The sequence below is a fragment of the Mesorhizobium sp. genome (genome assembly GCF_004962245.1).
GTDB lineage: Bacteria > Pseudomonadota > Alphaproteobacteria > Rhizobiales > Rhizobiaceae > Mesorhizobium.
On the sequence record NZ_SUHQ01000003.1, the window covers coordinates 201910 to 227138 of the forward strand.

The following is a 25229-nucleotide window of genomic DNA, read 5'->3' on the forward strand; positions in this document are numbered from 1 at the left end:
AAGCTACCGCTTCATGCCGTCGCCGAAGCCGGTGAGGAAAGCGGTAAGGTTGTCACCGAGTTCGTCGCAGAGATAGCCGCCTTCCTGGACGATCACCGCCGGCAGGCCGAGGCCGGCGATGGCCTCGCCGATGCGCGAGAAGCCCGGTGTCGTCACCGATAGCCCGCCGAACGGATCGCCTTCGAAGGCGTCAAGGCCGAGCGCCACCACAAGCGCTTCCGGCGCAAAGGCACGGATGCGCTGGAACGCCACATCCAGCACTTCGAGGAACGCGGCATCCCCGGTTTGCGCGCCAGCGGCAGGTTGAGATTGTAGCCGAGGCCGGCGCCTTCGCCGCGTTCGTCGGCATGACCCCAGAAGAACGGATAGAAGCGTACCGGATCGGCATGCAGCGAGACGGTGAGCACGTCCGGCCGCGCGTAGAAAATGCCTTGCGTGCCGTTGCCGTGATGCAGGTCGACGTCGAGGATCGCCACCCGCGCTGATTGCCTGCGCAGCGTCTGCGCGGCGACCGCCGAATTGTTGATGAAACAGAAGCCGCCGGCCACGTCGGCAAAGGCGTGGTGGCCAGGCGGACGGCACAGCGCGTAGGCGGCCGGCGCGCCCGCCATCACCGCCTCGGCGGCCTCGACCGCGCTCCACGCGCTCCACAGCGCGCTAGCCCAAGTCTCGCCGGAGATCGGGCAGGCGGTGTCAGCCATGTGGTATCCCGCCTGGCCGACCGCCGAGGCCGGATAAGAGCCGTTCCGCGCGATCGGATGGATATTGGGGATCACTTCCGCCGAGGCGCCTTCGATGCGCTGCCAGCGCGTGAAGATATGCTCGAGAAAATCAAGATACTCGGGCGTATGCACCGCAGCAATCGGTCCGAGTCCATAATCCCTCGGCCGCTCGATGGTGCAGCCGGCGGCCTTCGCACCGGAGAGCAGCCGTTCGACGCGTTCCGGCTTTTCCGGATTGGGTTGCTGGGCACCGCTGGAGAGGAATGCATTGGGATCGTGACGCTTCTGTTCTTCGGCATAGAAGGCTTTCATTATTTCCCCTCGTCCACTGGCGCATCGGCGAAAGCGAAGAAGGCCTCGCCGACTATTTTCTGCACCTGCTCGTAGTTCGACCAGGCAATGCCCAGCCTTTCGTAAAAGGCCCTGGCAGTTACATTGTCGGTGTCGACGGACAGTCTGAGGTAGACGCCGCCATCTTTCCGGCATTCTCGCGCGACACGCCGCAGCAGGTGTTCGCCGATCCTGCGGCCGCGAAACCGGTCCTCGACATAGAGGTCCTGCACATAGACGCCGGGCCGCCCCATCCAGGTCGAAAAGATCGGAAAATGCAGGCACAGGCCGGCAAACTCACCGCCGACTTCGGCTATCAGCGTCGAGAAAGAAGGCTTTTCGCCAAAGCCGTAGGTGCGCAGATCGTCGGCCGTCGAAACGATCTCTTCCGGCGCGCCGATATGAGTGCCAAGCCGCAGGATCGTGGCATGGATGGTTTCGACGTCCTCGACTGTGCCGGGCCGGATGAGAATGTCTCTTGACGGTGGGTTGGTGACTGTCACGGCAGCCAGGGCGCCAAAAGAGGGGTGGGACGGAGAGCAAACATCTCAGAACGCTACCCTATCCCCACCCTTGAGCGCCAGCATCTCCCGCGCCTCGGCGGGCGTGGCGACGTCCAGCGACAGCCCATCGAGCACGCCGCGGATACGGCGCACCTGGTCGGCATTGGAATTCGCCAACCGGCGGCCGTCATAGAGGCTGTCCTCCAGCCCGACGCGGACATTGCCGCCCATCGCCGCCGCAATCGAGATCATCGGCATCTGGTGGCGTCCGGCGGCCAGCACCGAAAACTGGTAGCTGTCGCCGAACAATTTGTCGGCGATGCGCTTCATGTGGATCAGGTTCTCGGGATCGGCGCCGATACCGCCCAGTATGCCGAACACGAACTGGATGAACAGAGGTCCCGACACCAGCCCTCGATCGCGAAAATGCGCCAGCGAATAGAGGTGGCCGACATCATAGCATTCGAATTCGAAGCGTGTGCCGCAGCCCTTTCCAAGTCTTTCGAGCACGGTCTCCATGTCGGCAAAGGTGTTCTTGAAGATCGTATCGCGTGTGGCTTCCAGCAGCTTGGACTCCCACTCGTGCTGCCATTGCCTTGGCCGGTCGAGCATCGGAAACAGCGCGAAATTCATCGAGCCCATGTTGAGCGAACACATTTCGGGTTCGGCCCTGAGCGGAGCCGCCAACCGCTGGTCGAGCGTCATCAGCGACGAGCCGCCGGTGGTGATGTTGATCACCGCGTCGGTCGCCTGCTTGATGCGCGGCAGGAACTGCATGAACACATCAGGATCGGCGGTCGGCCGCCCGTCCTTCGGATCGCGAGCGTGAAGGTGCAGGATCGAGGCGCCGGCTTCCGCCGCGGCGATCGCCTCCGCGGCGATCTGGTCCGGCGTCACCGGCAGATGCGGCGACATAGATGGCGTGTGCACCGACCCGGTGACGGCGCAGGTGATGATGACTTTTCGTGGCGCCATTTTCAGCCTTCGACCGGCAGGTCGAGCTCGCCCGCCAGCACCTGCAGCGAGTCACCGATGATGGCGACGATCTCGCCGATCTGCTCGGCGGTGACGATCATCGGCGGCGCCACCATGAAATTGTCGCCGTCGACGCCACCTTTGACCTTGCGCCCATAGATGATCAGGCCGCGCTCATAAGCGAGGTCGAGCAGGCGCTGGGTGGCCTTCTTCGCCGGCGCGATCGGCCTCAACGTATCGGGGTCGGCGACCATTTCGGCACCTAGGAGCAGGCCCTTGCCGCGCACGTCGGCGATAAACGGAAACCGCTTGGCCAGCCCCTTCAACTCGCCCATCAAAAGGTCGCCCTTGTCAGCGGCATTGGCGATCAGGTCGAGACGGTCCATTTCGCCGAGCACGGCGAGCCCGGCGGCGCAGGCGAGCGGATTGCCGGCATAGGTGTGGCCATGCTGGAAGCCGCCGGAGGCAAGCAGCGGCTGCACCAGCCGCATCGGGGCCGCCAGCGCGCCGAGCGGCGCATAGCCAGATCCCAGCCCCTTCGACAGCGCGACGATATCGGGCTTGCAGTTCCAATGGTCGCCGCCGAGGAATTTTCCGGTACGGCCCGCGCCGCTCATCACTTCGTCATGGATGAGCAGGATGCCGTAGCGATCGCAGATTTCGCGGATGCGCGGGTAGTAGCTGTCCGGCGCCACCAGCGCCGCCGTGGCAGCGCCGCCGACCGGCTCCATGATGAAGGCGAGCGCGCTTTCCGGTCCCTCGGCGAGGATTTTTTCCTCCAGCATGTCGGCGTAGCGGATGCCGCGCTGTTCCATCGATAGGTTGTCGCGATCGCGCCAGGCGGCAGGCGCCGGCACGGCAGGCATGACCTGCATCATCGGCGCAAAAGTCTCGGCCAGCGCGTCGTCGCCGGTGACGGCGAGTGCCCCGAGCGTGCCGCCATGATAGGAAGGAAAGCGCGTGATCACTTTCCAGCGACTGGCCTGGCCGGTGGCGACAGCCCATTGCCGCGCCAGCTTGACGCAGGATTCCGTCGCTTCCGAACCGCCCGAGACGAAGAATATCCGGTCCAAGCCTTCTGGGAGTTTGGCGGCCAATTGCCGCGCCAGTTCCTCGGCCGGTTCGTTCTCGAAATGCAGCCGGTAGGCGAAGGTGGCGCGGTCCATCTGCCGCTTCATCGCATCGAGCACGTTGCGGTTGGAATGACCGATATTGGCGACCATCGGTCCGCTCGATCCGTCGATGAAGCGACGGCCGTCCTGTGTCCAGATGTAGATGCCTTCGGCGCGGTCGACCAGCGGCCGGCGCAGGCTGGACAGATAGAACAGATGCGATGGCGGGCGCGCCTCGGTTTCCGGGGCAGGGGTCTGGGACTTCAGCATGTCAGGACTTTCCAAGATAACGATCGAGAACATTTTTGGTGACGCGCTCGACCATCGCGTCCTGTCTTAGCAGGCCGGCGACCCATTCGCAGCTTCCGGCGTGGAACACCTCGCCCTTGCCGCGCGGGAAATTGACGATCATGCCGTTGCCGCGCTTGACCTTGTCGAGATTGGCGTCGCTCGCCTCGCCGAACAGCGTCTCGGCGGTGAAACGGCCGTCTTCGTCGCCAAGGAACTGATCCTCGAACGCGATGTCGGCGCTCTCCTCGACTTGGGCAGCCATGCCGACCGCAAGAATCTGCAGTCCGTCCGGTGCGCCGCTGTCAGGGGTGGGGTAGGGCAGGCCGCCGCGGATCTCGTGGTCGAGCCCGTCGACCTCGTAGCCATAGACATGGCTGTCGGCGCCGAGCAGGTCGCCGTAATAGATGCCGGTGCCGGCGAAGGCCCAGTGCTCCGGCCGGTAGACCGGGAAGCCGCGCACGCCGCGCGGCGCGCAACCGCCCCACCCGGCATAGAGGCCCCTGGTCGCATTGAGCCCGAAGGTCATGGCACCCGGCCGGCCGATTTCCGGCGCTTCCCAGGAGTTGGTAGCGCGGGTCACGTCGCCGCCTCGATAGACCGGATCCTCGGCGCGGGCGCGGTATTTGTAGCAGACCTGCCGGCGGCCCTCGTCCTCTAGCCTGGTCTGCCACATGAAATTGCCGGCGAAGCGTGCCGCGTGGCCGCCGCGCTCGATATAGGCATCGACCGCGTCGCGCATCTCCCAGGTCCAGTATTCGTCATGGCCGACGAAGACGACGCAGTCGTAACCATCGAGGATTTCGGGCGAGAAATGCAAATCGTGCTGGCTGGCGAGGTCGACGGCATAGCCGGAACGCTCGGTGAAGCGAAAGAAGTGGCTGTCATAGCTTGCCCAGCCGGACGAGGCGTATTTCTTCGAATGGCCCGTGGCGAAGGCCCACTCCATATGCGGATAGCGCGGCACGGTCCTGGGCGGCACGGTGACCTCGAGCGGCACCCGCGGCGCTTCCCTCGGCAGGACAACAAAGCCGCGGCACCATGGCCGCTGCGTCGACACTTCAGGCGCATACTGGTCGCGGTTCGGGCCGGTGATGCCCTGATAATGGTTCGATCCGCCCCAGGTGTTGTAGGAAAGCCATGTGCCCGTGGCTGCAACCTGCAGCACACGACCGCGTTTCTTGCCGGGCTGTGGGCTGACGATGAAAAGATGGTGGCAGCGGATCGGCTTGCCGTCGCGGCCGTCCCCCGTCAGCGTGACGCGGTAGGCTCCGGACGGCCAGTCGTCACCAATGCGGAATTCAAACGACGCGTCCCAGCCGCAGCCCACGACCGAACATTGGTCGGGCGTATCCTGCCAGCGAGCCGCGATATCAGCCTTCTCGAACATTTGCGTTTCGGTGCCGCCGTCGCGGACGATCGACATGCTGAAGCTGGAGGCCGTCGAGCTGACATGCAGCGCCACCGTCTCGCCCCGGCGGTACGAAAAGCGGTCGCTGTAGCACCAGATTTCGCCGCGCTCGCCATCCATCCCCGGCCATTCGTAATAATGGCCGCGCACCGCTTGCCGGCGCTGGTGGGGCGTCAGGCCGAAATCGGGGAACTTGTCGATTGTGCTGTTCATGGTTTGGCTCACGCGGAAAGATATTTCTTCAGGAACGTGCGGGTCCGCTCCTTTTGCGGAGCGCGGAACATTTCGGACGGCGGACCTTCCTCCACCACCACGCCGCCGTCCATGAACAGCACCCGGTCGGCCACTTCGCCGGCGAAGCGCATTTCGTGCGTGACGATCAGCATGGTCATGTGTTCGGCAGCGAGCTGTTTCATCACCGCATTGACCTCGTCGACGAGTTCCGGGTCGAGCGCCGAGGTGGCCTCGTCGAACAGCATCACCTTGGGCTGCATGGCGAGCGCGCGCGCAATGGCCACGCGCTGCTTCTGGCCGCCTGAAAGCCGCGAGGGATAGTCGTCGATCTTGTCGGCCAGTCCGACCTTGGACAAGAGGCCATGCGCAAGCGCATGCGCTTCGCTCTTCGACATCCCTTTCAGGATCACCGGTCCCATGGTGATATTGTCGAGTACGGTCAGATGCGGGAACAGGTTGAAGTGCTGAAAAACCATGCCCATCTGCTGGCGCACCTTGTTGATATGCCGCTCGAAGGCCTGGCCGCGCAGTGGCTGGTTGACCTGCACGCCGTCGAGCCAGACTTCGCCGCTGTCCAGCGCCTCCAGATGGTTGATGGACCGCAGCAACGTGCTCTTGCCCGAGCCGCTCGGTCCGATGACCGCCACGATCTGCCCGCGATCGACCGACAGGTCGATGCCCTTGAGGACTTCCACGGCGCCGAATGATTTCCGTGCGCCGCGGACCTTCACCATCGGCTGCCGCGTGCTCATCGAGAAACCTCCACATGCCGCTCGAACCGGCGCAAACCCGCTTCGAGCACGAGGTTCAGAATGTAATAGAGCGCGGCCGCCGTGACGTAGAATTCAAACGGCCGGAACGTTTCGCTTATCGCCAGTTGGGCCGAATGAACCAGTTCCGCGATGCCGATGACCGAGACGATGGAGGATTCCTTCAACAGCGCGATCATGTTGCTTCCGATCGGCGGAGCGGTGTTGCGGACGGCCTGTGGTATCACGACATAGCGCAACGTTTGCCACTTGCCGAACCCGATACTGCGCGCCCCTTCGGTCTGGCCGATATCGACCGCCACGATGCCGGCGCGGATGACGTCGGCATTGTAGACGGCAAAATGCAGGCCAAGTCCGACGATGCCGGCGCCGAGGGCAGGGATGTCGATGCCAATCTGCACCAGGCCGAAATAGATCAGGAAGAGCTGCAGCAGCAGCGGCGTGCCCATGAACACCCACATGAAGACGCGCACGGGGTAGGCGACCATCGCCGGCGCGTAGAGCACTGTGACCGCGAACAGGATACCGAAGACGAAGCTGAGTGCTCCCGCCGCGACCGTGAGCAGCGCGGTCCACCAGGCGCCAATCAACAAAAGGTCCCAGTAGGGCAGGACGACGGTGAAATCGAGACCTTGCATCGCGCTCTCCGGTCAGACGATTGCGAAGCGCTTGTCGAGCAGATCGACGACCCGGACAACGGCGTAGACCATGGCCATATAGAGCAAGGCCGCGACACCGAAGATCTCGAATGGCTTGTAGGTGGAGCCGATGAAGCGCTGGGCCGTGTAGGTCAATTCCACGACCGAGATGGTGGAAACCAGAGCCGACCCCTTCAACAGCGCCACCGTGTTGACGCCGAGCGGCCGTATCATCAGCCGCGCGGCTTGTGGCAGCACGACCTTGCGCAGCGTTTGGAAACGGCTGAAGCCTATTGTGCGCGCAGCCTCTGTCTGGCCCCGGTCGACGGCAACCAGCGCACCGCGGATCGATTCCGCCATATAGGCGCCGATATTGAGACCGAGGCCGATGACGCCGGCCGCAAACGGCTCCAGATTGATGCCTATCTGCGGACCACCGAAATAAAGCACGAAAAGCTGGATCAGGCAGGGCGTGCCGCGGAAGAGGCTGACATAGAGAGTGCCGATTGTCCGCACCGTTGCGGATCTCGACATCTTGGCGGCCGCAGCCAATGCCGCGGCCGCCAGACCCAGAACCAGGGCAAGCGCCGTAATCTCGATCGTCACAAAGGCGGCTTCCACGAAGAACGGGAAGACACGCTGCATCAGGGAGAAATCCATTCCGACATCCAGCAGGAGTGATGCTCGACCTCAGCCGCTCCTCTGGCGGCAGGAACCTTGGATGGTCAGGATCAGCGGATGTCGCTGCCGACCCATTCCATCGAGATCTTCTCGTAGGTACCGTCCGCCATCATGTCGTCCAGCGCCTTCTGCATGGCAGCCTTCAGCTCCGGATTGTCCTTGCGTATGGCGATACCGATGGCGACGCTGCCGCCTTCGATACCGGGCGTATCGAGCCTGCGGATCTTCTCGCCTGTTTCCTTGATGGCGACCATGACCGGAATGTTATCGACGACAATAGCGTCGACGCGGCCCGCTTTCAGCTCCAGCATCAGTTCCGGCAGTCCCTTGTAGGTGCGGAGTTCCCAGCCGCCCTGTTCGCGCGCCCACTTCTCATGCGTCTCGCCGAGCGTGACGCCAAGGGTCTTTCCCTTCAACTCGTCGAGGCTCTGCACCTTCGAGGCCTCGTTCACGAAGACAGCGCGGCCGGCGTGGTAGTACGGGCCGACGAAATCGACCACCTTCTCGCGCTCCGGCGTGATGGTCATGGAGCCGACAACGGTGTCATATTTGTTGGCGAGCAGGCCCGCGATGATGCCGTCCCAGGCTGTCGTGATGATGGTGCCTTTGACGGCCATGCGCTCGGCGATGGCCTTGCCGATGGAAGCGTCGAAGCCGACCACCTCGTTCTGGTCGTTGACGAAGTTGAAGGGCGGATACTGCCCGCTCATGGAAATCTTCAGCTCGCCCGCCGTCTTGATCTTCTCAAGGTCGTCGGCCTTGGCTGAAACGGCCGTGAAGGTCGAGGCAAGCAGCAAGGCTGCGACCGCAATGCCGGAAAATACTCTGTTCATCTGGTTTCTTGTCCTCTGGATGGAGCGCAAAGTCTTGTTTTTGGGACGCATCGAGGTGCCGTCCGGATTTCATGATTGCCTTTGCGATAGCATTGCGCAAATAGATAATAGGAATAGAGAGCATAGATATCAGGAATGGATTCGCCGCGCCCCGAAAGGCTGGTCTGGGATCTGGACTGGAACCTTCTGAGAACTTTCGTGGTCATCGCGGAAGTGAAGAGCATCACCCGCGCGGCCGAACGGCTCAATCTGAAACAGCCGAGCGTCAGCAATGCCTTGCGCCGGCTGGAGGATCGGGTTGGTCGGCGACTGATCGAGCGCGATGCCACGCGCTTCGAGCTCACCGAGGTTGGACGCCTGCTCTACGAGCAGAGCATCGAGGTGTTTGGCACCATATCGCAATTGCCGCTGCTGATGCGGGGCGTCAGCGATGATGTCACCGGCCACGTCAACATCGCCATGGCCAGCCACGTCGTCTCGCCGCTGTTCGACCGGGCGCTGTCGCAATTCCACAGCGACTATCCGCGCGCCAGCCTTACCATCTCGGTCGCGGCAAGCACCGAAGTGGCCAAGCAGGTGCGAGAGCGTCGCGCCTCTTTCGGTATCTGCCTAGTCAGTCAGCGCGATCCGGCGCTCGAATACACCATGGTTTATCGCGAATTCTTCGGCTTCTTTTGCGGGCCGCAGCACAGGCTCTACGGGCGAGCCGGCCTGACACTGACCGATCTCAGGGGCGAGCCTTCCGTATCGTTCCAAACAGACAACATTTCGGACGCATTGCGGCCGGTCGCGCTGCTGCGCAGCGAGGCCAAGCTCGACGCCGACGTTGTCGGTGTATCCTCGAGCCTGGAGGAGGTGCGCCGCATGATCGTTGCCGGGCTCGGCATCGGGCCGCTGCCGCTGCATGTCGCGCGGCGCGATGTGGCCGATGGATTGCTGTGGCGGCTGCCGCCTTATCAAGCGCCGCCCGCCATCGACATCTTCCTGCTGGTGAACCCCGACAAGACGATGAATCGCGCCGAAAAAGCGCTGCTCTCGGGGCTGCAGGCCCTGATCGCCGCGACGCCGCTTGAAGATCGCATTTACAATGGTTGAAGACGCACTTGGCCCTCTTCGCCAAACGGACTATCACAGGCGGCCTTTTCTGCCACGGGAGTCGACATGCTGAGAGTGCAAAAGGTCAAGGTGGACGACATCTATGTGCCGGCCGCGCGCAGGAAGACGCTGCATCCCGAAACCGTCCGTCACCTGGCCGAGGACATTCTGGAAAACGGCATGAAGATGCCGATCCAGGTGCGCCATGACGGCAAGCGCCATGTCCTGGTCGAAGGCCTGCACCGGCTGGAAGCAGCGAAGTGGCTCGGCGAGACCGACATCGACGCCTATCTGGTGCAAGCCAAGCGCCACTAAACTCTTCATTCAGCCGTCCGCCTGGTCGGCCTAGAGCATTTTGCAGCCAAGTGATTCCACTTGGCGTCGCAGAAATGCGGCTAAAACAAATAGATAGAGCGGGATGCCCAGTTCAATTTTGAACGCATCCCGCTTTAGCGAAATTTTTCGCGGGACCCTGTCGGGCCGCGCGTTGCCCGCTCGTCCTTGAGACGGAAACCAGAATCCAAGCCAACTCTTTTGCAAGCAAGTGAGGAGACCACCATGACCACCAAGCTCGACATCGCCCCCAGCTCCGACCGCGAACTGGTTCTCGCCCGCATCATCGATGCGCCGCGCGAGAACGTCTATCGCTGCTGGACCGAGCCGAAGCTCGTGACGCAATGGTTCGCCCCAAAGCCGTGGACGACGCCGCGCGCCGAAATGGACGTGCGCACCGGCGGCTCCAGCCTGGTCGTCATGGCGGGACCCGACGGCAATGAATTCCCGAACCCCGGCGTGTTCCTCGAAGTCGTTCCGGGCAAGAAGATCGTTCTCACCGACGCCTATACAAAGGCGTGGGAGCCGTCCGAAAAGCCATTCATGACGGTCGTGCTGACCTTCGAGGATGAGGGCGAGGGCAAGACCCGCTACATCGCCCGGGTTGCGCATTGGTCCGTCGCCGATCGCGAAGAGCACGAGAAGATGGGCTTTCACGAGGGCTGGGGCCAGTGCGCCGACCAGCTCGAGGAAATCGCCAAGGCGCTTTGATGTTAGCGGGACGCAAGGAGACCGACATGTCCAGATCGATGTTTTTCGCCATTTTCGCCTCGGCTGCAGCGCTCTTCGCCGCGCCGGGCTCCACCAAGGCCGAGGAGGCAAAGCCTGCCATGGTCGCCGAAACCACGGCCCTGCCGAAGCCGGCTAAATCCGGCCTGCTGCCGATCAACGGCCTGAATTACTACTACGCCATCTACGGCCAGGGTGAGCCGCTGCTTCTCTTGCATGGCGGGCTCGGCACCACCGATATGTTTGCGCCGATCTTGCCGAAGCTTGCCGAAAACCGCACCGTCATCGGCGTCGACCTGCAGGGGCATGGCCGCACCGCGCTCGGCGACCGGCCGCTGAGCCTTGAGGCTATGGGCGACGATATGGCGGCGATCGTCAAGGCGCTCGGCTATGAGCAGGTTGACGTCATGGGTTATTCGCTGGGCGGCGGTGTCGCCTTCCGTATGGCGGTCCAGCATCCCGAGGCCGTGCGCCGCCTGGTGCTGGTGTCGGCGGGCTATGCCTCGGACGGTTTCTATGCCGATATGCGCGCCCAGCAGGCGCAGGTTGGCGCGGCGATGGCCGACATGATGAAGGACACGCCGATGTACAAATCCTACGTAGCGGTCGCGCCGCATCCGCAGGATTTTCCGAAGCTGCTCGACCAGCTCGGCGCCTATATGCGCAAGGACTATGACTACTCCGCCGATGTGCCGAAGCTGAAGATGCCTGTCATGCTGGCTTTCGGCGACAGCGACATGTATCGGCCAGAGCACGAGATCAAGTTCTATCAGATGCTCGGCGGCGGACTGAAGGACGCCGGCTGGATGCGCGAGAACCTGTCGCAGAACCGCCTTGCCATCCTGCCGAACCGCACCCACTACGACATGTTCTTTGCGCCGGAACTGGTGGCCACGGCGCTGCCCTTCCTCAATGGCGAGACCAAGGTCAAGACCTGGGACGAGATCGTCAACGAAACGAACTGACCGCCCGGTATCTGCCTGCCGGCCGTCTCCCGCGAGATGGCCGGCGACGCTCGTTGCGCGTCGCGCCTGACGAGGCCGGCACAGCCATCACGCCAACAGATGGCGCCATCAAGGCTTTTCAATTGACGCCGCTACGTCGGCGGCTACCTTGCCGCTAATCTCAGGAAAAAGGGCGCAGGCATGGTGAAATATCAAGGCGGCTGCCTGTGCGGCGCGGTACGCTACCGTACTGATGTCGCGCCGATCAACGAGCGCGTCTGCCATTGCCGGCTTTGCCAGAAGGCGCTGGGCGCGGCGTTCAACGCACGTGTGCTGTTCCGCATCGACGACGTGACCATCGACGGGCCGGTGGCGACGGTGAATTCCTCGCCAGATCTCAAGCGCGGCTTCTGCCCGGGCTGCGGCACGACGATGTTCTCCCGGCGCGATTCCGCCGGCATCATCGGCATCACCTCAGGGTCGCTCGACGACCCTTCGATGTTCAAGCCGCAGATGCACATATGGACCGCCTCGAGGCAGCCCTGGGTACAGCTCGACGACGGACTGCCGCAATATGAAGGCGCCCCGCCGCCGAACTGAAGCGCAGGGTGCCCAATTTTTTTCATCCGGGACACGAGATAGCCGACAAAGCGTCATTGGCGAGCCATCATTGCCACCTATCTTTTGCTGGCGGGTCGGCAGTCGAGGAGGCGACGGATGAATGACAGAATCAACACCCTGGACGAGCTTTTGAGTGATCCGATGGTCAAGCTCGTGATGGAACGCGATCGCGTGCGGCCGGCCGAGCTTCGCACGCTGCTTGAAGAAAAGGTTCGCCGGGCGGAAGATGATGCGCCGGTCAGCCCCGTCAATGATCGCTTTGTGCCGCCGGCCCACATGATAGCCAGGACCTGCGACAAGCTGTGGTTGTGCAGCTAGGCGTTGGTGCCTGACAGGGTCAGCGATCCTCCGCACCTCGTCTGTCCCGCCGAACATCTCCCCACCGGTGGGGAGATTGGTGTCACCCGGGGCGCCGTCGTTTCGATGAAGACTCCCTAACAATTTGATTCAAACTTTGTTGGTAATTTCTCGTTAGTAATCTGGACTGGTTGTCCGGCGGCGTTGTCTTGCCATCGGTCTGTTGTGTTTTTGCGTACAGGTCCAGATGCGGTTACCAGGCGTCGTCATCTTCTCGATCGCATCCCTGTGCCTCGCCGGCTGTACATCCACGTCCGGCGTCGACGCGCTGCAAATTCCGTCCAGCGAGACGACCAGCTCGGTTGTGCGGCCGCCCGCGCCGGTGGCCTCGGTCGATACGGCCGATGCCGTACCCGCCTTCGCGCAGGAAGAGGCGATGGAGCAGACCGTGGCGATGGCCGCTCCGGAGCCTGCGGAACGCATCGACCCACCCGCCGAGCCAATTGCCCTGGTGGCGCCGAAGCGGCCGGCACGGGCAGCAGCAATCCTTGCCGAGCCGGTCCAGCGCTATCGTTTTCGTGACGCCAAACCGATCAATTTCGGCAAGGTATCGCCGAGACATCTCGCCGTTCACGGCGTCGATGTCTCGCGCTGGCAGGGCAACGTCAACTGGAACAAGCTGCGCGCGCAGGGCGCGAACTTCGCCTATATCAAGGCGACCGACGGCGGCGACCATCTCGACCCGATGTTCAGGAAGAACTGGCGCAATGCCGACGCCGCCGGCCTGAAGCGCGGCGCCTACCATTTCTTCTACTGGTGCCGCACCGCCAGCGAGCAGGCCGACTGGTTCATCCGCAACGTGCCGAGGGTGGAGGGCGCCTTGCCGCCGGTGATCGATGTCGAGTGGAACGGCGAATCGAGATGCAAGCGGCGGCCGTCGCGGCAAAAGGTGCTGGAGAAGATGCAGGTCTTCATGGACAGGCTGGAACGGCACTACGGCCAGCGGCCCATCATCTACACCGCGCCTGATTTCTACCGCGACAATCTGCGTGGCGCTTTCCCCGATTATCCGTTCTGGCTGCGCGCGGTGGCGCAGCACCCGTCAAAGGTCTATCCCGGCCGCAAATGGGTGTTCTGGCAGTATTCCGGCTCCGGCCTGTCGCACGGCGTGAGGGGGCGCATCGACCTCAACGTCTTCAACGGCGACGAGAGAGCGTGGCAAAACTGGGCAGGCGGACGGCAGATGGTGGCCGAGGCGGAGTAGGGGATCTCCTTCCTCCTTTTTCTTGCGTGTGACGCCGGGATTTCTCGGCCTTCGTCTGCTGATCTGGCTCACCTTCGGGGACTGGAGCTTCCTGCTCGCGCGCCTGCGGCGGCGGCGCTGATCGCGGTCGCACAAAGCCGCCGTTTGCAGGCCGGCATGATGTGGATATCGACGGACCCTGACCGCCTGTCGCGGAACTGTCATGGATCCGTCATCGCTTTGAAATGTCGTTCCCCCAAAGCAGGTGGCTTCCATTCGAACAGGAGACGCCACCCGTGCCCCGCCATTCCGCGCTTTTCGTCCTGACGGCAGCGCTTGCTGCCTCCGTTTCGCTGCCGGCCTACGCCGACATGATGTTCAACCGGGTCGCGAGCTTCGCGGTCGCCGGAAACCTCCCGGCGGACGTCAAGAAGACTACGCCGACTTCGTCCGAGATCATCGCGGCCACCGAAGACGGCATGACGCTGGTCTATTCCGACAGCCCGCTCGGTGCGGTCGGCTTCATCGATCTTACCGATCCCAAGGCGCCCAAGGCCGGCGGCATCGTCAAGATCGACGGCGAGCCGACCTCGGTTGTGGCCATCGGCGCCAAGGTGCTGGCCGGCGTCAACACGTCGGAGAGCAAAGCCAAACCTTCGGGCAACCTCACCGTCATCGACCTTGCCTCCAAGGCGATCGAAAGCACCTGCGACCTCGGCGGCCAGCCGGACTCGCTGGCCTTCAGCAAGGACGGCAAGTTCCTGGCCATCGCCATTGAGAACGAGCGCGACGAGGATCTGAACGACGGGGACATTCCGCAGATGCCGGCAGGCGACCTCAAGATTTTCACGCTTGCCGAAGGTCAGCCCGACTGCGCGACGATGAAGACCGTGAACCTGGCGGGCATTGCCGAAGTCGCGGGGGAAGATCCGGAGCCGGAATTCGTTTCTTTCAACAAGGCCGGCGAGATAGCGGTCACGCTGCAGGAAAACAATCACATCGCCATCGTCAACGTCGAAACCGGCGCGATCGTCACCCACTTCTCCGCGGGCTCCGTCACGCTGGACAAGATCGACACCAAGAAGAACGGCGCCTTGTCCTTCGACGGCAAGATGGAAAACGTCGCGCGCGAACCCGACGCCGTGAAATGGCTCGACAATGACCGTCTCGTCGTCGCCAACGAAGGCGACTACAAGGGCGGCTCGCGCGGCTTCACAATCTTCAGCAGGAAGGGCGAGGTTCTCTACGAATCCGGCCCGTCCTTCGAGTACGAGGTCGCCAATGCCGGCCATTATCCCGACGATCGCAACAAGAAGGGCATCGAGCCGGAAGGTCTCGAGACCGGCACGTTCGGCGAAGACAAGCTTATTTTCGTCGCTTCGGAGCGTGGCTCCGTTGTCGGCGTCTACAAGGACACGGGTGCGGAACCTCGGTTTGTCCAGATCCTGCCGTCCGGCATCGCTCCGGAAGGCCTGGTCGCGATCCCGTCGCGCAATCTCCTGGTCACCGCCAACGAGGCCGACCTGGTCGAGGACGGGCTCGCCCGCTCGCACGTCATGATCTACGAGCGCTCCGAGGGTCCCGCCACGTACCCGATGATCACGGCAAAGCTCACGGAAGACGGCACGCCGCTCGGCTGGGGCGCGCTTTCGGCGCTCGCGGCCGGCGACGCGGCCGGCAAGCTCTTCGCGGCCTCGGACTCGTTCTACGCCAACGCGCCCTCGATCTTCGAGATCGATGCCACGCAGACCCCGGCGCTGATCACCGGTAAGACCATCGTCACGCGTGCCGGCCATCCCGCACAGAAGCTCGACATCGAAGGTCTTGTCGCCGACGGTGAAGGCGGCTTCTGGCTGGCCAATGAAGGCGATCCGGCAAAGCTCGTCCCGCACGCCATCCTGCGCGTCGACGACAAGGGCGAGATCAAGCAGGAGATCGGCTTCCCGATGGAATTGCTCGCCCACCAGACCCGCTTCGGTCTCGAAGGCATCACCATGATCGGCGAGGGCGACGACCTGACGCTGGTGATGGCGGTGCAGCGCGAATGGGCCGACGATCCAAAGGGCCATGTCAAGCTTCTGGCCTACAAGCCGAAGGCCAAGGAATGGTCGGCGGTGCGCTACCCGCTCGAAGCGGCCGAAGCTGGCTGGATAGGCCTGTCGGAGATCACCGCGCATGACGGCAAGCTCTACATCCTCGAACGCGACAACCTGATCGGCGACCTGGCCAAGGTGAAGCGCGTCTATTCGGTGGCGCTCGAGGCCTTCAAACCGGCCAAGCTCGGTGGCGAACTGCCCGTGGTCGAAAAGACGCTGGTGCGCGACATCCTCGGCGACCTGAAATCAGCCACCAACGGCTATGTCGTCGACAAGGTCGAAGGTTTCACCATCGACAAGAACGGCGACGTCTTCGTCGTCACCGACAATGACGGCGTCGATGATTCTTCCGGCGAAACGCTGTTTCTCCGCTTGGGCAACATCAGCGCCGTGAACTGACGGTGAGGGGGTAGTTCTTCCCTTGAGGGGAGGGGTGATCCGAGCGGCAGATCGGGGTGGGGCCGCTTCGGCCGCGCGGGCTTCCTCCCTGACGGACAATCCGAAAACAGCCGCGACATCCTTGCTGCGGCTGTTTCGTTGGCGAGATCGCGACGATTTTCGCGAAATCCAAGCCAGCACATCGGTCGCGATGGCTTTGCACCGTATCGATGAAGACCACGTCGACCATGGCGAGGAGAAGGTCTGGCGGACCGGCGGCGGAAGTAGAATGAGGAAGTCGCGTCACTTGCGATTAGCTGCCGGCTCCCTTTCGTTATCGCAGTGCGAACGCGAAGCGGAACGCAAACTCGAGGATCCACGCCATGACGTGGGAAACGAAACGTGCGGTGGGTTGCCAACTCGCGGTTCTAACCAACCTGTATGCCGACACCACAGCCAGCCATACGACTACCTTCGAGTGTCATACCGCCGAATTGGATGTTGCGTTCGTTGAACTTGATGGGCAGTGGTGCAGGCATTTTTCCTGTAAAGAAGCAGAAGACGACGTTTTCTTTAGTAGGAATTCCAAATTCGGCAGAGATAGCCTGCTCATCTGGGCTCAACATTTTTCGATCTTTAAATTCGATTCTGACGTCAACCTGATGAATGGCCGATTTGAACACGAGTGTTCGTGCTGATGGCGGTGCCTCGATATCATCTACATTTATTCTCGCGATCCAATCATTCATTCGCATAGCAAAAATTCTATTCATGCAAACGTCATATATGTTTAACGATAATGTATCACATTCTGAATCGTCTTTTTCAAAATAAACAACATCTATTCCTCCTATGCGAAGCATACTCCCGCATCGATAGGCATAATTCCCACCGCAAGCGAATACGGTGTGTTTCCTTCGCCATTGAAAGCTACTTTGTACAGAAGCATGGTTGGCCTGCTTCAGACTCAAAAGTTGGTCGTTTGTGAATGCACCTGAGTCAGCGGCAGCGTGATGCACAGCACACAATGCGATCATGCCCTGTTGATCGTGGTGCTTTTGCTCAGCCCAAGTAGGGTTGAAATGGTGATATTCCAAGTGCGGAGAGCCGCACATCGGACATCCAAAGCCGACTTCCGCTCTAAGCCGCCGCCGAACTTCCGCCGGCGGTGTTCTTGAGATCGATTTGACTTCTGACATTTGACGCCTCTGGCTGGCTATGAGTAATGTACCCTCTTTGTTCTTGCTACCATTTCGGCCCGATCTTACGACCGGGCCGATGATGTTACGTTTTAGCGATGCAGATTTTCCTCAACTGCACCCGCTCGTAGCCCCGCACGTGTCGCACTTCTCGCACGTCCCGTTCCGCACCATGGTGAAGTTGTGGCATTCCGAGCATTCGTTGCCGGTGTAGCCCTGCATCAAGGATTGCTGACGCCGGTTGGCGGCAAGCGCCTTTGCCTCGGCGGCCTCCTGCGCGGCGGCGTCGGTGAACAGCGCCGAAGCCCCCGAAGCCTCGTCGGACGCTTCCTCGTAGACGATGTCCTCGACCAGCTCCCTGGCCCGCTCCTCGTAGTCACGCTTGTAGGCGATGGCCTCGTCGCTGGCCGGCTTCAGCGCCAGCACGTTGGAGCCGGCGAAGGCGGTCGGCGCAGAGCGGACAGGGATGGTAGCGGGAGAGGGACCTGAACCCCCGCCAAAGCCCTTGGGCTCGGCACCCATGCCCGACACCAGCTTGACCGGCGAGGCGCCGCGGGTCAGCCCCTTCGAGAACGGCGTCGCCTTGCCTTCGTTGATGCCGCGCCCCAAGGCGGTCTTGTCGAAATCCGACTGGTCGACATGGGCGAGGTCGTGGCGTGCGAGATAGGACACGGCAAGTTCGCGGAACACGTAGTCGAGGATCGACGTCGCGTTCTTGATCGCGTCATTGCCCTGCACCATGCCGGCCGGCTCGAACTTGGTGAAGGTGAAGGCCTCGACATATTCCTCGAGCGGCACGCCATATTGCAGGCCGAGCGAGATGGCGATGGCGAAGTTGTTCATCATCGCCCGGAAGGCAGCACCCTCCTTGTGCATGTCGATGAAGATCTCGCCGAGACGACCGTCATCGAATTCGCCGGTGCGCAGATAGACCTTGTGGCCACCGACAACCGCCTTCTGCGTGTAGCCCTTGCGGCGGTTCGGCAGCTTCTCGCGGTCGCGATAGAGGCGTTCCACGACGCGCTCGACGATCTTTTCGGTCACCTGCACGGCGCGCTGTGAGGCTGGCGCCGCGATCAGCTGCTCGACGGCATCGTCCTCGTCGTCCTCGACGTCGGCAAGCAGCGAGGCGTTGAGCGGCTGGGAGAGCTTCGAGCCATCGCGATAGAGCGCGTTGGCCTTCAGCGCCAGCTTCCACGACAGCATGTAGGCGCCCTTGGCGTCTTCCACCGTCGCGTCGTTCGGCATGTTGATGGTCTTGGAAATGGCGCCCGAGATGAAGGGCTGCGCCGCCGCCATCATCTGGATGTGGCTGTTGATCGACAGCGAACGCTTGCCGATCTTGCCGCATGGGCTGGCGCAGTCAAACACGGGCAGGTGTTCGGCCTTCAGGAACGGCGCGCCTTCCAGCGTCATCGCACCGCAGACATGGATGTTGGCGGCCTCGATGTCCTTCTTCGAGAAGCCGAGCGCCGGCAGCATCTCGAACGAGAAATCGTTGAGCTGCTCGTCGGTGAAGCCAAACGTCTCCTTCACCCAGTCCGCCCCCAGCGTCCACTGGTTGAAGACGAACTTGATGTCGAAGGCCGACTTCAGCGCTGCATTGAGTGCCGCGATCTTGTCGTCCGTAAAACCCTTTGCCTTGAGCGAGCCGGGGTTGACGGCAGGCGCCTGGTTGAGATTGCCGTGGCCGACCGCATAGGCCTCGATCTCGGCGATCTGCGCTTCCGAATAGCCAAGCGTGCGCAGCGCCTCCGGCACGGCGCGGTTGATGATCTTGAAATAGCCACCGCCGGCCAGCTTCTTGAACTTGACCAGTGCGAAGTCGGGCTCGATGCCGGTGGTGTCGCAATCCATGACCAGGCCGATCGTGCCGGTCGGCGCGATCACGGTTGCCTGCGCATTGCGGTAGCCATGCTCCTCGCCGAGTTCGATGGCGCGGTCCCAGGCCGCCTTGGCATGGGCGGCAAGCTCAGGCTGCTTCAGGTCGGAGGCGACGAGCGGCACCGGGTTGACCGCCAGCTTCTCGTAACCGTCCCTGTCGCCATAGGCAGCACGGCGATGGTTGCGCATGACGCGCAGCATGTTCTGCGCATTGCGGTCGTAATCGGGGAAGGCGCCGAGTTCGGAGGCCATCTCGGCCGAGGTGGCATAGGCCGTGCCGGTCATAACAGCGGTGAGTGCTGCGCAGATAGCGCGGCCCTCGTCGGAATCATAGGGAATGCCCGAGGTCATCAGCAGGCCGCCGATATTGGCGTAGCCGAGACCGAGCGTGCGGTATTCGTAGGAGAGCTTGGCGATCTCCTTCGACGGGAACTGCGCCATCATGACCGAGATTTCCAGCACGATGGTCCACAGCCGGACCGTATGCTCGTAGGCTGATATGTCGATGGTGCCGTCCGCGTTGCGGTAGGGCAGCAGATTGATCGAAGCGAGGTTGCAGGCCGTGTCGTCGAGGAACATGTATTCCGAGCACGGATTGGACGCCCGGATCGCACCGGCCGAAGCGCAGGTGTGCCAGTCGTTCATCGTCGTGTTGAAGTGCAGGCCCGGATCGGCCGACGCCCATGCGGCATAGCCGATCTTTTCCCACAGATCCCTGGCCTTCAGCGTCTTCAGCACCTTGCCGTCCTTGCGGGCGGTGAGGTGCCAGTCGGCGTCCTGCTCGACGGCGCGCAGGAAATCGTCCTTCAGCGAGACCGAATTGTTGGAGTTCTGGCCCGAAACGGTGAGGTAGGCATCCGAATCCCAGTCGGTGTCGTAGGTCTTGAACGACATCGAGGTGTAACCCTGCTTGGCGAACTGGATGACGCGGTAGATGTAGTTCTCCGGCACCCCGTCCTTCTTGGCCGCCTTGATCTCACGCTTCAGCGCGGTGTTGATCGCCGGGTCGAAGCAATCGTCGTCCTGGCCTTCGCAGTTGATGCAGGCCTTCATGATCGCTTCGAGGTGCTTTTTCACGATCTTGGAGCCGGTGACCAGCGAGGCGACCTTCTGCTCCTCATTGACCTTCCAGTCGATGAATTCCTCGATATCGGGATGGTCGGCGTCGACGATGACCATCTTCGCGGCGCGGCGCGTCGTGCCGCCCGACTTGATGGCGCCCGCCGCGCGGTCGCCGATCTTGAGGAAGCTCATCAGGCCGGACGAGCGGCCGCCGCCCGACAGCTTTTCGCCTTCGCCGCGCAGGAACGAGAAGTTGGAGCCGGTGCCGGAACCATATTTGAACAGGCGCGCTTCACGCACCCACAGGTCCATGATGCCGCCTTCGTTGACGAGATCGTCCTGCACGCCCTGGATGAAGCAGGCATGCGGCTGCGGATGCTCATAGGAAGACTTCGACTTGGTCAGCTTGCCGGTGAACGGGTCGACATAGAAGTGGCCCTGGCTCGGACCGTCGATGCCATAGGCCCAGTGCAGGCCGGTGTTGAACCATTGCGGCGAATTCGGCGCGACGCGCTGGGTGGCCAGCATATAGGCGAGCTCGTCGCGGAAGGCGCGCGCGTCTTCCTCCGACTTGAAGTAGCCGCCCTTCCAGCCCCAATAGGTCCAGGTGCCGGCGAGGCGGTCGAAGACCTGGCGGGCATCGATCTCGGAGCCGTAGCGCTCGGCCTCAGGCAGTTTTGCCAGTTCCGCCTCGTCGGCAACGGAGCGCCACAGGAAGGAGGGGACGTCATTCTCCTCGACCTTCTTCAGCCGCGCCGGCACGCCGGCCTTGCGGAAATATTTCTGCGCCAGGATGTCGGCGGCAACCTGGCTGAACTGCGCCGGCACATCGATATTGTCCAGGCGGAACACCACCGAGCCGTCCGGATTCTTGATCTCCGAAAGCGCCTTGCGGAATTCGATCTCCGCGTAAGCTGATTGTCCTGGCTTGGTGAAGCGACGCTCGATGCGCATTGGCCCTATTCCTTTTGTCTATATATAGCGCTTTTCCCCAGGGATTTCTGCCCCCAATGCGAAACGCGCATGTCCGCCGTCTGCCGGCGTTCGAAAACAGCCGGCTCCCTTTCACAGCCTCCGCCCGCCTTGCTGGTCGAACTCCTTGCGGAGTACTGTCCAACGCGCCGACGAACCCTGCGGGTCCCTCAAAAACTGAAACTTTTTGCGACTCCCTCAATCGAGGGAACTTCACACTATCTAGCGTCGAACCTACCTGCAAACACTAAATATAGTGTTAACAGACAATTTATTCCAGTCCGACATTTTTCCCTTTCGCCCCCAAAAAACCCCACAATCCCAACGCTCCCGCCGGCCTCGTAACCAGGCGGAAATGCGGCCAAAACGCACATAATCCGGGAAAAAGACCGGGCTCATAACTTTCCGGTCGCACTCTCAACAGGAGCGCATGGCCTATAAAAGGCGACTCGTTTTGCGCCGTCAAGGATTCGTTTGCGTAGCTTTTGTGACCCCCAACATCTTGTGTGTCACACATGTGGATAACGGGGATAGAAAGCGGCCCGCAGGATTTCGATTTTGCCCGCGCCGGAGTGGCCAAATCGATTCTTTGACGCCGCCAAAAGCACAATGCCGGCGATGCACGGCAGGTTTGTCGCCTTGGCCGGTAAGCCTGAGGCATCGGACCCAAAGGTGGGCACCGGTTTTGGGAGCGGTGGGACGATCCGATTTGAAAGTCCGCCGCCCTATGTCTCGCTCAGGAGAATTGGTGCGGGTCGGCACAGAAATAGGCGATGATCTGGCAAAGGTCCGGCTCGTTGACCATGCGCACGGCCTCGGTGGAACTGACCCATTTGCGGGTGCGCGACCGCTTCTCCTTCCACCGGTCGGCGATCTTGTCGACCTGCAGCGGAAACACCAGGACCTCGCAAGGCACTTCCTCGCCGGAAGACAATGCCTTGGCATAGAAGTAGCGGCCGGCTTCAACGTGGGAGATCGTGCCGCGCAGTCCGGCTTCCTCGCCCGCCTCGCGCGCCGCCGCCTCGCAAAGCGGTTCCTTGGCCTCGGGCCAGCCCTTGGGAAGCACCCAGCGGCCGGTATCGCGGCTGGTGATCAGCATGATCTCGATGCCGCGCTCAGTATCGCGCCAGGGCAGTGCCGCAACCTGCAGGCGGCACGGCGCCGTGCCGAAGAGCCGCTGGACCCTTTCGGCCAGATGGTTGTGCGTTGCTGGCCTCGTCAACATCGGAGAAGCTTGCCCCAACTTCCAGAATCATTCGCCGTCTTGCGAATCTTACGGCTAATCATAGGCAATAAAAGTAAAAAACCTCATGTGGACTGGTTAACCACGCCAAGAGGTCTCGATTCAGGAAATATCGGGTGCCGCGGCACTCTTTCAAGAAGTGCTCGCGGGCAAGAAGTGCTCGCCGGCAAGAAGTGCGCGCCGTGACTTCCGGGGGAGCGGCTTTGCGCGAATCAGCTGATGTGGTCGTCGGCGATCGGCTTCTGGTAGGTGAAGCCCATATCCCACGGAAAATAGATCCAGGTGTCCTGGCTGACCTCGGTGACGAAGGTGTCGACCAGCGGCCTGCCTTTCGGCTTGGCGTAGACGGTGGCGAAATGCGCCTTGGGCATCATGGCGCGCACGATGCCCGCCGTCTTGCCGGTGTCGGTGAGGTCGTCGATGATCAGCACGCCGGCGCCGTCGTCGGCAAGCAGTGCCGGCGTGATCTCCTTCAGCACCTGCAACTGCCCTTGGCTGGTGTAGTCGTGATAGGAGGCGACGCAGACCGTCTCGATGACCCGAATACCGAGTTCACGCGAGATGATGGCGGCCGGAACCAGGCCGCCGCGCGTGATGCAGACGATCGCTTTCCATTGGCCTTGGCCGGCGCCGGCAAGCCGCCAGGCGAGCGCACGCGCATCGCGGTGGAACTGATCCCAGGAGACAGGAAAGGCCTTTTCGGGAAGGGACATTTTTCGCGCACTCCGCAGCGCGCGAGATCGCGCGCAGACACTTGAGGGAATGCGCGCGGAATTAACTGGAAAGCCTTGGCCTTGGCAAGGGCGGCGGCAAGCGATCCTTGTGGACTTACCCTTTGTCGATCTGGCCCTTTTCGACTTACCGCGACAGGAAAGCCGCTACCGGCACGGTGCGCAGCACCGTGCGCGTCACCCCGCCGAACAGAAGCTGGCGCAGCCAGGAATGGCTGTAGGCGCCGAGCACGAGCAGGTCGGCGCCGGTTTCGACAACCCTGGTCTGGATCACGTCGTCGACCGAGAGGCCGCCTGATTGCAGCACCGAGACGCTGACCGTGGCGCCATGCCTGGACAGGGCGGCTGCGATTTCGGCGCCGGCTGCCTCAGGCGCCTCGTCGAGCGTATCCGGTGGGTCGATGACGACGACATCCGTCTTCTCGGCCTCGATGATGAAGGGCAGGGCGTCGAAGGCGGCGCGGGCGGCTTCCTTGCTGCCGTTCCAGGCGAGCAGCACATGCTTGAAACTGGTGACGAGCGGACCCGAATGCGGCACGACCAGCACCGGCCGGCCCGCATCGTAGACCAGTGTGTCAACGTCGGCGCTCGGATCGCCGCCAGATTCGCGCTGCGCTGCGATGATCAGGTCCGCGGTACGAACGGTTGAGATGCCGGACAGCGCGCTGTCTCCGGAAAAGCTCTCGAGGCTGCGCCATTCGAAGGACAGGCCGGAATCCTCGATATGCCTGAGGAAGATCGCCCGCAATTTCTCGGCACGCTCCTTGTTCATGTCGGCCGAAACCTGCAGGAACTCGGTGTCCGGAAAGCCGGTGGCCGAGGTGTAGGGGACGGGAAGCGCTTCGGCATGAATGCCGATGAGATGGCTCTGGAACCTGTCGGCAAGCGGAATCGCGCATTCAAGCACGCGCTCCGCGTCCTCTTCGTTCTGCAGTATCGCGACAATGGTCTTGAATCGCATGGTAATCCCTCATTTTACGGCGATCGGAACTCGCCCGCGAGGAACGTTATAGCACCATGCTTGGTTCCGGCCTGGATCAACTGGCCGTGCTGGCGATCCCAGCGACCATCGCTTCGACATCGGCGCGGGCGGCATCCAGCGCTTCCTGGCTGCGGGCGCGGACGACCAGCTCGGTCCAGAACTTGCCGTCGCCATATTTCGGGTAGGATCCGATGATCGTATCCGGATGCGCCTTCTGAATGTCGCCCAGCGGTCCGCCGACCAGGCCTTCGCCGAACGGGCAGTGCACAGTGGCCGACAGCATTCTGGTGCCAGCCCTCAGCGTCGGCACCACATTGTCGAGCATGGCCTGGAAAATCGACGGCACGCCGGCCATCACATGGACGTTGCCGATGCGAAAGCCCGGCGCGATGGAGACGGGATTGTCGATATGGTCGGCACCGCGCGGCATCCGCGCCATGCGCTTGCGCGCCTCGGTGTATTCGATGCCGCGCGCGGCGTAGCTCGCTTCCAGCATGGCATAGGCCTTGGCGTCGTATTCGCAGGGCACGCCGAAGGCCTTGGCGATCGCATCCGCGGTGATGTCGTCATGCGTGGGGCCGATGCCGCCGGTCGTGAAGACATAGGTGTAACGGGCACGCACGGCATTCACCGCGGCGACGATCTCGTCTTCCTCGTCGGGAACGATGCGCACCTCCTTCAGGTCGATGCCGATCGCCGTCATGATGTCGGCGAGGTGGCCGATATTCTTGTCCTTGGTGCGGCCGGACAGAATCTCGTCGCCGATGACGAGCATGGCGGCGGTGACGATTTCGGGCATGGGAGGCTCCGGCAAAAGGTCACCTGAGATAGCGCGGAGGATGGCCGGCGGCAATGCGGTATTGATTGCCCTGCTGCAGCAGGGCAATCGCTTCAGGTTCGCGGCGCATCGCCGGCCGCGCGTT

The 25229-nt window shown here is 62.3% G+C and carries 22 protein-coding genes and 1 pseudogene; 8 read left to right on the forward strand and 15 right to left on the reverse strand.

Annotation, left to right across the window (positions count from 1 at the left end):
* Nucleotides 1-3 precede the first annotated feature (3 nt).
* From E5X88_RS04640 to E5X88_RS04680, 9 genes and pseudogenes are all read right to left on the reverse strand, one after another.
* A pseudogene (locus tag E5X88_RS04640) lies at nucleotides 4-1034 on the reverse strand (histone deacetylase family protein).
* Entirely contained in the window at nucleotides 1034-1555 is a 522-nt protein-coding gene (locus E5X88_RS04645) for a GNAT family N-acetyltransferase (protein ID WP_292158694.1), read from the reverse strand. Before E5X88_RS04645 ends, E5X88_RS04640 begins: the two are co-directional and overlap by 1 nt.
* 45 nt (nucleotides 1556-1600) lie before the next feature.
* Nucleotides 1601-2530, reverse strand: coding sequence for a 3-keto-5-aminohexanoate cleavage protein (locus E5X88_RS04650; protein ID WP_292158696.1), 930 nt, complete (start codon nucleotides 2528-2530; stop codon nucleotides 1601-1603).
* 2 nt (nucleotides 2531-2532) lie between these two features.
* On the reverse strand, nucleotides 2533-3912 hold the full coding sequence (locus E5X88_RS04655) for an aspartate aminotransferase family protein (RefSeq protein ID WP_292158698.1): 1380 nt from the start codon (nucleotides 3910-3912) through the stop codon (nucleotides 2533-2535).
* A gap of 1 nt (nucleotide 3913) precedes the next feature.
* Nucleotides 3914-5554, reverse strand: a complete 1641-nt coding sequence (locus E5X88_RS04660) for a N,N-dimethylformamidase beta subunit family domain-containing protein (protein ID WP_292158700.1) — start codon at nucleotides 5552-5554, stop codon at nucleotides 3914-3916.
* Between the two features lie 8 nt (nucleotides 5555-5562).
* Nucleotides 5563-6327, reverse strand: coding sequence for an amino acid ABC transporter ATP-binding protein (locus E5X88_RS04665; protein ID WP_292158702.1), 765 nt, complete (start codon nucleotides 6325-6327; stop codon nucleotides 5563-5565).
* On the reverse strand, nucleotides 6324-6983 hold the full coding sequence (locus E5X88_RS04670; RefSeq protein WP_292158704.1) for an amino acid ABC transporter permease: 660 nt from the start codon (nucleotides 6981-6983) through the stop codon (nucleotides 6324-6326). Before E5X88_RS04670 ends, E5X88_RS04665 begins: the two co-directional genes overlap by 4 nt.
* A gap of 12 nt (nucleotides 6984-6995) precedes the next feature.
* On the reverse strand, nucleotides 6996-7643 hold the full coding sequence (locus tag E5X88_RS04675) for an amino acid ABC transporter permease (protein WP_292158706.1): 648 nt from the start codon (nucleotides 7641-7643) through the stop codon (nucleotides 6996-6998).
* Nucleotides 7644-7714: 71 nt separating this feature from the next.
* Nucleotides 7715-8497, reverse strand: coding sequence for an ABC transporter substrate-binding protein (locus E5X88_RS04680; RefSeq protein ID WP_292158708.1), 783 nt, complete (start codon nucleotides 8495-8497; stop codon nucleotides 7715-7717).
* Nucleotides 8498-8632: 135 nt separating this feature from the next.
* Here E5X88_RS04680 and E5X88_RS04685 point away from each other — a divergent pair, with 135 nt between their 5' ends.
* From E5X88_RS04685 to E5X88_RS04720, 8 genes are all read left to right on the forward strand, one after another.
* A complete protein-coding gene (locus tag E5X88_RS04685) occupies nucleotides 8633-9592 on the forward strand; it encodes a LysR family transcriptional regulator (RefSeq protein WP_292158710.1) in 960 nt (319 codons plus the stop codon).
* Nucleotides 9593-9658: 66 nt separating this feature from the next.
* On the forward strand, nucleotides 9659-9907 hold the full coding sequence (locus tag E5X88_RS04690; RefSeq protein ID WP_292158712.1) for a ParB N-terminal domain-containing protein: 249 nt from the start codon (nucleotides 9659-9661) through the stop codon (nucleotides 9905-9907).
* A gap of 243 nt (nucleotides 9908-10150) precedes the next feature.
* Nucleotides 10151-10636 carry an SRPBCC family protein gene (locus E5X88_RS04695; protein WP_292158714.1) on the forward strand — a complete coding sequence of 162 codons (486 nt, stop codon included), beginning with the start codon at nucleotides 10151-10153 and terminating at the stop codon, nucleotides 10634-10636.
* Nucleotides 10637-10662: 26 nt separating this feature from the next.
* On the forward strand, nucleotides 10663-11619 hold the full coding sequence (locus tag E5X88_RS04700) for an alpha/beta hydrolase (RefSeq protein WP_292158716.1): 957 nt from the start codon (nucleotides 10663-10665) through the stop codon (nucleotides 11617-11619).
* A 180-nt stretch (nucleotides 11620-11799) separates the two neighbouring features.
* Complete coding sequence (locus E5X88_RS04705) at nucleotides 11800-12198, forward strand: GFA family protein (RefSeq protein ID WP_292158718.1); 399 nt, start codon at nucleotides 11800-11802, stop codon at nucleotides 12196-12198.
* A 117-nt stretch (nucleotides 12199-12315) separates the two neighbouring features.
* Nucleotides 12316-12537, forward strand: coding sequence for a hypothetical protein (locus E5X88_RS04710; RefSeq protein ID WP_292158720.1), 222 nt, complete (start codon nucleotides 12316-12318; stop codon nucleotides 12535-12537).
* Between the two features lie 226 nt (nucleotides 12538-12763).
* The gene (locus E5X88_RS04715; RefSeq protein WP_292158722.1) at nucleotides 12764-13780 is read left to right on the forward strand and encodes a GH25 family lysozyme; all 1017 of its coding nucleotides are present in this window, start codon (nucleotides 12764-12766) and stop codon (nucleotides 13778-13780) included.
* 275 nt (nucleotides 13781-14055) lie between these two features.
* On the forward strand, nucleotides 14056-16254 hold the full coding sequence (locus E5X88_RS04720; RefSeq protein WP_292158724.1) for an esterase-like activity of phytase family protein: 2199 nt from the start codon (nucleotides 14056-14058) through the stop codon (nucleotides 16252-16254).
* Nucleotides 16255-16661: 407 nt separating this feature from the next.
* Here the strand turns inward: E5X88_RS04720 and E5X88_RS04725 are convergent, their stop codons facing one another.
* From E5X88_RS04725 to E5X88_RS04750, 6 genes are all read right to left on the reverse strand, one after another.
* Entirely contained in the window at nucleotides 16662-17432 is a 771-nt protein-coding gene (locus E5X88_RS04725) for a hypothetical protein (protein ID WP_292158725.1), read from the reverse strand.
* 111 nt (nucleotides 17433-17543) lie between these two features.
* Complete coding sequence (locus tag E5X88_RS04730; protein ID WP_292158727.1) at nucleotides 17544-21332, reverse strand: vitamin B12-dependent ribonucleotide reductase; 3789 nt, start codon at nucleotides 21330-21332, stop codon at nucleotides 17544-17546.
* A 754-nt stretch (nucleotides 21333-22086) separates the two neighbouring features.
* Nucleotides 22087-22575: an NUDIX hydrolase gene (locus E5X88_RS04735; RefSeq protein WP_292158731.1), complete on the reverse strand. Its 489-nt coding sequence runs from the start codon at nucleotides 22573-22575 to the stop codon at nucleotides 22087-22089.
* A gap of 230 nt (nucleotides 22576-22805) precedes the next feature.
* On the reverse strand, nucleotides 22806-23306 hold the full coding sequence (gpt, locus tag E5X88_RS04740) for a xanthine phosphoribosyltransferase (RefSeq protein WP_292158733.1): 501 nt from the start codon (nucleotides 23304-23306) through the stop codon (nucleotides 22806-22808).
* A 145-nt stretch (nucleotides 23307-23451) separates the two neighbouring features.
* Complete coding sequence (locus tag E5X88_RS04745) at nucleotides 23452-24285, reverse strand: universal stress protein (RefSeq protein WP_292158735.1); 834 nt, start codon at nucleotides 24283-24285, stop codon at nucleotides 23452-23454.
* 76 nt (nucleotides 24286-24361) lie between these two features.
* Nucleotides 24362-25105: a competence/damage-inducible protein A gene (locus tag E5X88_RS04750; RefSeq protein WP_292158736.1), complete on the reverse strand. Its 744-nt coding sequence runs from the start codon at nucleotides 25103-25105 to the stop codon at nucleotides 24362-24364.
* Nucleotides 25106-25229 lie beyond the last annotated feature (124 nt).